Below are 9,328 nucleotides of genomic sequence, written 5' to 3'. Positions count from 1 at the left end.
ACCTGCTGAAAAAATAACTCCTACCAAAAAGGAATTTAATGCACTTACACCTCTATTTTTAAAACCAAAACGATGTTCTTGTAATAAAAATGTAGGTTTTACAACCCCTAATAAAAACAACCCCATAAAACCAATAAATATAGCACCTAACATTCTAATTAAATCTTTATAATCAATAAAAATTTTACCAATCCAACTTGCTGAAAATCCAAGTACATAAAAAATACAAGAAAAACCTAATAAAAATAAACTAGCATGGAAAAATATTTGTTTATTTTTAGAAATAGAATTTTTATCATTTAAATCTTTTATTGATATACCTGTAATATAAGAAATAAAAGAAGGATATAAAGGCAAACAACACGGTGAAATAAAAGATAAAAATCCAGCACTTAAAGCTAACCACCAGGTAACATTATCCATAAAACTAATCCCCTTTATATAAAAATTTTAATACTAAATAAAATAACAATCATATAAACATTTTTAATTCTAGTATAATTCAAAGTATAGGAGGGGAAAAAATGAAAAATAAAAAAAGATTTATAATAAGAACCTTAACTTTAATAATACTATTTTCAACTGTCGCTTATGCTATATATATAGGGGCAATAAAGAAAGAAAACAACAATGTTTCAGAAGGTGATTTATCACCTAATTTTGTTTTAAATTCAATTAACAATGAAAAAATAAAATTAAACAAAATAAAGAAGAAAGGGGTAATACTTAATTTTTGGGGAACATGGTGCGAACCATGTCAAAGAGAAATGCCAGCATTTGAAAGTTTTTATCAAAAAAATAAAAATAATAGTATTGAAATAATATCTATTAATTCTCAAGAATCAAATATAGCGGTTAAAAATTTCATAAAAGAAAAGAATCTATCATTTCCTGTTGTTATAGATACTGATGGACAAGTAGGAAATACTTATAACGTAACAACATTACCAGCAACATTCCTAATAAACTCAAAAGGAAAAATCATAAAAAAACATGCCGGAGAAATGAATGAAGAAATGTTACAACAATGGATCAAAAATTTAAATTAAAGATTAAAAGCTGATTTTATTATAAAATCAGCTTTTAAAGTTAAATAAAATTAATTAATTTTAGCTGTAACAACTCTATACGTTCCACTACCATACAATTCAATAACAACCTTAGTAGTATACTCAACTGGTGCATACTTTAATGCTTTAAATGTTCCACTACTAGTAATACGAACTACACTGTCATCAAGTCTATTTGCTTTAGTAGAATTGCTCTTAGAATACAATGGACCTGTTAAATCTGGATCATAATCATAGTTACCTACTTTACCTGAACCATATAAAAACCATCCAGAAACAGTATGTTTAAAACCAGCTCCCGGAAATGTATTAGCCACATAACCAGAGAAATTTTTCTTTTGTTGTACCGCAAGTGCAAAACCATTACCATTAAAATTATCAGCACTATTAAAAGCCATAATTAAAGGCTCATCGGAAAAAGATACTTTTCTACTAGAAAAAACATCTTCTTTACCTTCAGAAAGTTGTAAATTAATATCATTCTTCATTTCTTCTAATTTCTCATTAATTTCTTTTAACTGTTCTGAAGTTAAAACTTGATAATTAACCTCTTTAGAATCTGCAGACACCTTAGACGTATTAAAACCAGCAATTCCTGAAAAAATTAAACCAAAAACAAACAACAATTTTACAACACGTTTAAACAAAGACACAAAAATCCCCCTTTTATTGAAATATTTTCCACTCTCAAACACTATGTTACATCTGTTTTCAGAAAAGTCAAGATTTTACAAAAAAAGGAGGTTTTATTATGTTAAATATTTTATTATCTACACTTCCACTTTTTTTTATATTTTTATTGCTTAATTATATTGGTCAAAAATTAAGTTATAAAAACGTAAAAGTAAATTATAAAATAATTTTTATAATATCTTTAATTGAAGCTTTAATAACCCTATTAATATTTATTTATGGTCCTATACTATAAATAATACTTTACTAAACACATAACATATCAATAGCAAGGGAATGCTTGTATGCTGATCTGTACTGCATTCCCTTATTCTATGTATGCTATATTTCTATTCTTCTTTTTCCGACATTAGAACCATACATAAAATACCGGCCAAATTTACTTTTTAAACAAACCGAAAAAACCTTTCCGTTTTTGTTTCTGATTTTGTGCCTGCATATTTCTAATGTTTTCAAGCAATAATTGATCTCGTTTCTCTAGCTTCTTCTCTATAAAAACTTCTAATTCACTATTTTTACCTTTTACTTCAGTTAACTTTTTCTCTGTATTCGCTAAATGCTCTTTTGTCGTAACCAATTCATTCGTAATTTCTTGCAATTTTTGAACGAGCGCTTGATTAAATTGATTTTGTAATTTTTGATTTTCTAATACTTCATTCAATTTCTTTTCTAATTCTGATTTTTCTTCTTTTGAAACAAACGAATCAAGTTCTCCGTTTCTCCATGACCGAACTTGATCGTAAGACCATTTTTGAGCCTGTATTTTTTCTTTTATTGCTTTTAATTCTTCTATATTTTCCTTCGAGTATCTACGATGCCCTCCCTGGCTTCGCTCCGTTTGTATATTAAATTCGTTTGACCATACCTTTAACAAATCGGGTGTGATACCCAAAAGATCTGCAACAATTTTCGGTGTGTGCATTTCCGATTTTAGTTCCAATTTTTATTCCTCCCCAAAAAACGGAATACGTTTTTCACTTAAAAAACACGATTAAATCAACATTCCAATCAAAATCGGAATGTACTTGCAACCGATATGAAAACCGATTTTAAAAACAATTTAATTTCCGAAATACATTCCGATTTTACCACCGATATGTATTACTTCTCGATAATAACATCAAAATCTTTTTTATTTATACAAAATTTTATGCAAAAAAAGAATAGAGGGGATCCCTCGGATTCCCTCTATATCAACGATGTATAAAATCATGCATATCAATTTTACTAGAAAATAAGAAAGAACCCTATAAAAATAAGGGTTCTTTCTTTAGTATTGCTACCGATAATGAGACGTTATGTTAACCTTACATGAATACCATATACATTCAAAATTTTGAACAAATTGGTTCCCAAAAATTATATAATTAGAAAAAAGAGGGAGAGAAACAAATGAAGTATTTTTGTAAATCTATCGTTCTTACAATTGCCTTGCTATTGTTGGCGTCCTGTCAGCAAAAGACAATGACATTTCAAGAAATCTTTCCTATCAAACACATTACGAAACTGGAAATTACAAAAAGCAACGGAGAAAAAAAAATCATTACTGATGAAACAAAAATTAATAATTGGCTAAAAGAAGTGAAAGAAACAAAATTTAATCCAAAGAAAAACCAAGAAACAGAGGTTGGCTATCTATATGCTGTAAAAATGTACGATAGGGAAAAAGAAATAGGGTCTTTTACAACCTCCAAAATCAATGATTATTATTATGAGCGTAATACTAATTTTGAAGGAGAAATTACAAACTTATTGAATTGAAACAACTTCCAATAACGAGAATTATGTAAAATAGCCGTCCAAATGGATGGCTATTTTTTTATTAGTTTGGTTTTGATCTTAATCTTATCTTTTGGTATTCCCTTTGCTTTTTGGCTAGAGTGCTGGCTCGTCGTGTGGGGGCGAAACCCCACGTATTCCGTATCAATTATCGAGTAAGAACTATTTTAGGACAAAGGATCTAAGCGGTTCGGCTCGTATACTTGCTTGTCCAAGTCGAGAACCATTGCTTTGCTTTTTGTCTGTCGGCTTGGCGAGAAAAGCACACGAGCCGAAAAAAGTTTTGCAAGGACAGGGGAAAAAAGAAAAGGCGATAGCCTTTAGGTGAGGATTAACGAACCGACTTTTCTTCTCCTGAAGGTGGAGATTTTTGAGCGTTGTTTGCTCAAAAATACTACCTGTTCCTTGCGGAACTTTTAGCCCCATATATAAGAGTGAGAAGAGCAAAGTAAAGAAAGTCAGTAATATCAAGGGTTTATAAGACATGAGGTGTTAAAAAAAATTAACACCTGTGTTAATTTTTTTTAACACCTAAAAAATAGAAAATCTTAAATAAAAAAAGATGTCAATATAAAAATTGACATCTAAAATAAATAAATTGGTAATTTATGTTTTTTCTTATTACCTTCGATTTTGATAGTACGCAATGCCTTTGAAAAAATTTGTTGAGTCGCTCTATCAATATCATCTTTAGGTGAATTACATAAAATATTAGGATTAACAAACCAAGTTCTTGCTGAACAAGCCCTTCCATCTTCAGTTATTACACCTGTTTCTGCAACTCCTAAAACCCCTTTTTCAAGCAATTCATTCATCATTTTTGAAATAGAAGTCCTTGTTTTTCCTAATTTCTTAGCCAAATAACTAGGAGACGCTGTATTCGGTTTTATATCATCATCTTCATTTTTTTCAACAATAACATTTGATTTAAATTCTAGAAATCTTGAAATATCAAATAAAAATGCTTTTTCTGGTTGAGTTAAATAACCAATTTCACATAAATAATCAATATTCTCTGTAATCATTTGAACAAATCTCACCCGATCTGTAGGTTTTTTCTTTTTACCAATAAAATACTCTTCTCCACCAGACATTTTACTTAATACTTGCAGCATAATGACTCTTTCTTCTTCAGAAAGTCCACCACTACCTTCAAGTTTTTCATAAATACTATTAATTTTACTATCTCTTTCTTTTGCCTTTTTTTCAGCTTGTCCAAAATCAATAATTTTTTTTGTCATATCTAGGTTAATTCCTCCTTAATTGAGGGAATCAACAAAAACACCTATTTTTTGCTATTTGATTATAAATCAAATTATGATAATCTATAATCAGATAAATGAAGTTTAGGTATTTTCGTAGAATACCCTATGAAAAGAGTCATGTTCCCGCATGACTCTTTTTTTCATTCTATCACGTTTTCAATAACCTTAAAGATAAAAACAAAGTTTCCTTACTATTTTATCGCTCCATATCCAATCCACGATGTTTATTCATTTCTTTTTTATGCTCACATTCAAATTGATTATCTATTCCCTTACTATCCAATTCATTTTTAATAATCCCTCTAAACGCCTTAAATTGCTCTTTAAAAACTTTTTTCGTTTGTAAATATAAAACTCTTATATTCGTCTGCAAAACCTTTATATGAGCTTTTAACGAGCTAATTTCTCTATTTAATACACCAACTTCTTTTTGCAACTTACTTTTTTCTTGTTTCAACGTTCGATTTTCTTTCATCCATCCCTCTGCATGCGCTTTTAAACTCTCATTCTCTTTCACAAAATCTGTTTTTTTCAAACGCTCATAATCCTTTTTAATAGTAACCGCTGCATTCACTTGCTTTGTTAATTCTTGATATTGTTCTGGTGATAACACATAATTTCTTGTCTGTTTCTTTGTAATTTCAGCTTTTCCAAACATTTTATCCTGTACTTCTACTACTACTTCTTTGCGTAAAAATGGAATTTTAACAGGTTCATTTGGTACTTGATTCGTAGCACTATCTAATTCTTTTTGCATTTTTTCTACTCTTTTTTCTAACTCCACATGACGCTGGCCAATTAGCTGCAGCTTTTCATTTTCACTCTCTACCTGTTGCTTTACTATCTCTAATTCTTTGTACGTATCAACGACATCACTTTCCAAACTCTTTTTCGTCATTTCTAATTCGTTTGTTTTCTCTTCAACGTTTTTTAAATGATCGTCAATCGTTTGTAACTTAGTTTCTTGTTCCTCTACTTGATTTTCAATAGTTGACTTTGCTTCTGCATATTCCTTATATTGACGGACTTTCATGTATTTATGGGAACCTACATTAGCACGTTCAAAATTTGGAATGTATTCTTTCGCTAATTGCTCAATATAAGCTGTTTCCGCTTCTCTCCAATGAGCAATTAACTGTCTTCCCTTCCCTTCGACACCTTGTTGCTGCAAAGCTCTATCCATTCCGACACGCCTCGTTAATCCTCGACTACTTTCGAAATTCGGTACATAGTTAATATGTAAATGCGGATTCGCTTCATCATCATGTAAAACCATGTTATAAACCGTTAGGTTTGGATTTCGCTCTTGAAACACCTCAGCATAATGCTTCAGCACTTCCTTTTTCGCTTCCCTATACTTTGGGTCATCTTTACCTTCCCCAATCGCTACAACCAATTCTCGTTGCTCATGCGTCTTATCATCTTTATGTATTTTGTCATAGTAATCATCAATTTTACGATCATTCCGTTTTTGTTTCTCGTTATACTTGTCCACTGCTTCTTGAAAGACTTCCTTGTATACACTTCGGATATCTTTTTGAACAAAGTAAATATTCTCCTCTAACCTAGATGGATCAATACCAGGATTCCCGTGAATATTTTCTCTGTTATTATGACTCAATGAACTTTGGTGGGATTGATTAAATGAGATAGAACCCAACATAAAGTGCCACCACTTTTCCTAGATTAATTGATACCATCAGTCTAGCAAAGCGACGAAATGATGTCAATTAACGTAACCCTATACGTATTTTGACGCTAACGCATCAAAATCGATAGGGGTCTGCGACGCTTGTCGGCTTCGCCGAACCATGCTTAGCATGGCAAAAAGACCTCGGACTTTGTCCGAACCTACAAGGGGAAATCTTCCCCTTGACCCCCTCAATCGAACTCCCCAACCCCTCAATCCTTGAGGGGCTCCCTCGCCGGTTGGCATCCCCAAAACGGTTCGTTTTGAGGAAATGCCAAGAGGGTGATGAATCAGCTGCACGTGTCAATTCCTTAATGCTCCTTTCATGAATCAGCATAAAACGCTGATTCATTTCAGTCCGCTTACCATTGACACTTACCGTTGAATTACTTTTATTTAACTTAAAAATTAAAACCTTATAAATAACCTTTTTCTTTAAAATACTCCACACGCTTATCTACTCGTCTTTTCTTTTTATATTCTGTTGTCATAAGCAATGCCCCCATTACTAACAAGCTGCTACTTATGATAATCCAAAACATAGATACATGTTGAGTTGTTAATAAACCTGGAATACTTGCAACACACATAAAGAAAATTCGATGAAAAAATACTGCTATACAAACAAATACTGTAGTTAATATAACCAAGAAAAAAGAAATAAATATTTCCATATTAAAAAAATGCCATTGATATTCTATAAAAAAGTAAGCTACAGCTTGTATTCCACATCCTAAAAACCCTAGTATATAACCCAAAACATGAATTTTATATCTATCTTGTCTTCTTCCGATCTTCCCAGCTAAACTTATAAGAGTACCCGTTAAAACTCCAATTAATATAAACAATCCTATGTACCATAATTGTCTACCAATAGAAACATCAACACCATAAAAGGTATAAATCATAAAACTTATACATAATCCTATAATTATAATAGCAAAAAAAACATCATATTTTTTATATGAAAATTTCTTCTGTAAAACCAACAAACTTATTAACATACAAATACATGATACTAAAGCTATATAAACAAAAACTTTCAATTTTCTCCCCCCCTAAATGGTAAATTTTATCATATGTTTTGACTTAAGTCTTATATTCATTCACATATAAACGCTTTACCATAGCCAACAAATTTAAATTATAATTTTATATTACTCATCCTTTTATAAAAAAATTATGATATAATATACACCCATCACTATCTACCTAAAGGGATTGTATCCTTAAAAAAACCTCTTTATATATAAAGAGGTTTTTATATTTACTTATTAATTTGTAATAGAATTGATAAAACTACACTTAAAAATATAGATTCAAGTTGCTGTATTGACTGGATTGCATACAAAAAAACCAATTCTATTACAAAAGAATTGGTTTTTTTGCGTATAATGAATAGAAATATATCTAGGCGCTTAAGGAATTCGATCTTACATAAGCTAGTTTACCATAAATAAAAAGAAAATTCAAAAAATAAACAGTGTTTTTTCATTTATGGAAATAATGAAATATGAAATTGTGCATTTTTTCTAATTAATTCCCAAAAATGGGAGTTAATTAGTTATAATAAATAGAGAAATACCCTTTCAGTTTCCTATGATATGTAATTTAATCTGTTTTTTATGCTTTGTACGAAGTCTTTTAAAAGACTTCGTACTTTTTTTATTCACTAAAAGTAAACTTTTAAATATTTGTTTACATTCATTTCCTCTTAAACATTAACTTCTCAAGAAATCCTTTGATATCCTCAATTTATATAACATACGAAATAATCCTTAAAATGAATGTCCGCTAATACTTATTGCCTGATTTGGTTCCATTGCTACACATACCCCTACACCATAAATCATACTGAAATATATTAATATCAGTAAAAAAGAAAAAAACAATATGCTCGATAATTTCAAAATCTAAAAACAGAAATTGCTAATAATTAAAAAAAGCCCTTTAAAGGGCTTTTTTTAATTATTAGCAATAGAAACCATACCAGAACAACCAGTTGAACCACCAGAAGGACCACCACAATATAATCTCACCGAATAATCACCTTTTGGCAAAGACATAGTGCTATTATAATTTTTTCCACCTTTTAGATTACCAGTCGCATAAGCAGATCCACTTTTAAAAATAGTATATCCTATATCTTTTGTTCCCCAATTTTGAACAACTAGTTTCATAGAACCATTTACAGTAATCCTAGAAGTTGATGAAGATGTTTGACTAGATTGTAAAACTGCATTTGATGCACTTGCTGCAGAAGCTTCACTAAACCCCACTAACGGAGCTGATAAAGCGGTTGCAGCAACGAATAAACCAGCAATAAATTTTCTCATATATACCCATCCCTTCAAAATATTTCTAACAGTTATTTATTCTAACATAAAAATAAATTAAAATCTTCAGAAAAAATAAAATAATAAAGAAGTAACTTCATAATATGAAGTTACTTCTTTATTTCCTACTACATTAAAAGTAAGGTAAATTAAACAAATCAGAAAATAACATACTTATATAAGTCATTTTATTTGTATATAAAAGTACAGCTATTATAACCATCAAAACACCACCAATTTTCATAAAAATTGCGGAATGTTTAGTAATAAATCTAGTTTTACCAATGAAAAAGGCCATTAATAAAAAAGGAATTGAAAAACCTAAAGAATATGCGGTCACATTAACAAATGTTTTAGTAGGATCCATAACACTTGCATACATAATAGAACCAAATATAGGTCCAATACAAGGAGTCCAACCTGCTGAAAAAATAACTCCTACCAAAAAGGAATTTAATGCACTTACACCTCTATTTTTAAAACCAAAACGATGTT

Annotated in this window: 11 protein-coding genes; 3 read left to right on the top strand and 8 right to left on the bottom strand. The window is 30.1% G+C overall.

Annotated elements, in window-relative coordinates:
• Nucleotides 1–423, bottom strand: a 423-nt coding sequence (locus tag MRP26_RS30670; RefSeq protein ID WP_242807506.1) for a cytochrome c biogenesis CcdA family protein, incomplete at its 3' end; no start/stop codon positions are given.
• 101 nt (nucleotides 424–524) lie between these two features.
• On the opposite strand from MRP26_RS30670, the gene resA reads away from it, so the two are divergent.
• A complete protein-coding gene (gene resA, locus MRP26_RS30665; RefSeq protein WP_242807504.1) occupies nucleotides 525–1,049 on the top strand; it encodes a thiol-disulfide oxidoreductase ResA in 525 nt (174 codons plus the stop codon).
• Nucleotides 1,050–1,099: 50 nt separating this feature from the next.
• Here resA and MRP26_RS30660 read toward each other — a convergent pair whose 3' ends face one another.
• Nucleotides 1,100–1,723 (bottom strand): hypothetical protein, encoded by a 624-nt coding sequence (locus tag MRP26_RS30660; RefSeq protein WP_242807502.1) that lies wholly within the window; start codon nucleotides 1,721–1,723, stop codon nucleotides 1,100–1,102.
• Nucleotides 1,724–1,821: 98 nt separating this feature from the next.
• On the opposite strand from MRP26_RS30660, the gene MRP26_RS30655 reads away from it, so the two are divergent.
• The gene (locus MRP26_RS30655; protein ID WP_153577646.1) at nucleotides 1,822–1,998 is read left to right on the top strand and encodes a hypothetical protein; all 177 of its coding nucleotides are present in this window, start codon (nucleotides 1,822–1,824) and stop codon (nucleotides 1,996–1,998) included.
• Between the two features lie 144 nt (nucleotides 1,999–2,142).
• Here MRP26_RS30655 and MRP26_RS30650 read toward each other — a convergent pair whose 3' ends face one another.
• Nucleotides 2,143–2,703, bottom strand: a complete 561-nt coding sequence (locus tag MRP26_RS30650) for a MerR family transcriptional regulator (RefSeq protein ID WP_242807500.1) — start codon at nucleotides 2,701–2,703, stop codon at nucleotides 2,143–2,145.
• 452 nt (nucleotides 2,704–3,155) lie between these two features.
• Between MRP26_RS30650 and MRP26_RS30645 the strand changes: the two genes are divergently transcribed.
• Nucleotides 3,156–3,524 (top strand): hypothetical protein, encoded by a 369-nt coding sequence (locus MRP26_RS30645; protein ID WP_242807498.1) that lies wholly within the window; start codon nucleotides 3,156–3,158, stop codon nucleotides 3,522–3,524.
• A 602-nt stretch (nucleotides 3,525–4,126) separates the two neighbouring features.
• Here MRP26_RS30645 and MRP26_RS30640 read toward each other — a convergent pair.
• The 5 genes from MRP26_RS30640 to MRP26_RS30620 all read right to left on the bottom strand — a co-directional run.
• Nucleotides 4,127–4,783 (bottom strand): MarR family transcriptional regulator, encoded by a 657-nt coding sequence (locus MRP26_RS30640; protein WP_242807496.1) that lies wholly within the window; start codon nucleotides 4,781–4,783, stop codon nucleotides 4,127–4,129.
• A 220-nt stretch (nucleotides 4,784–5,003) separates the two neighbouring features.
• Nucleotides 5,004–6,470 (bottom strand): plasmid recombination protein, encoded by a 1,467-nt coding sequence (locus MRP26_RS30635; protein ID WP_242807494.1) that lies wholly within the window; start codon nucleotides 6,468–6,470, stop codon nucleotides 5,004–5,006.
• A 443-nt stretch (nucleotides 6,471–6,913) separates the two neighbouring features.
• Nucleotides 6,914–7,501 (bottom strand): hypothetical protein, encoded by a 588-nt coding sequence (locus MRP26_RS30630; RefSeq protein ID WP_001985835.1) that lies wholly within the window; start codon nucleotides 7,499–7,501, stop codon nucleotides 6,914–6,916.
• Between the two features lie 960 nt (nucleotides 7,502–8,461).
• On the bottom strand, nucleotides 8,462–8,833 hold the full coding sequence (locus MRP26_RS30625) for a hypothetical protein (protein WP_086423899.1): 372 nt from the start codon (nucleotides 8,831–8,833) through the stop codon (nucleotides 8,462–8,464).
• Nucleotides 8,834–8,966: 133 nt separating this feature from the next.
• A partial coding sequence (locus MRP26_RS30620; RefSeq protein WP_276576206.1) for a cytochrome c biogenesis CcdA family protein occupies nucleotides 8,967–9,328 on the bottom strand: 362 nt, incomplete at its 5' end.

The sequence above is a fragment of the Bacillus sp. CCB-MMP212 genome, from assembly GCF_022748145.1.
Lineage (GTDB): Bacteria > Bacillota > Bacilli > Bacillales > Bacillaceae_G > Bacillus_A > Bacillus_A cereus.
This window is presented reverse-complemented; position numbering and strand designations above follow the sequence as displayed.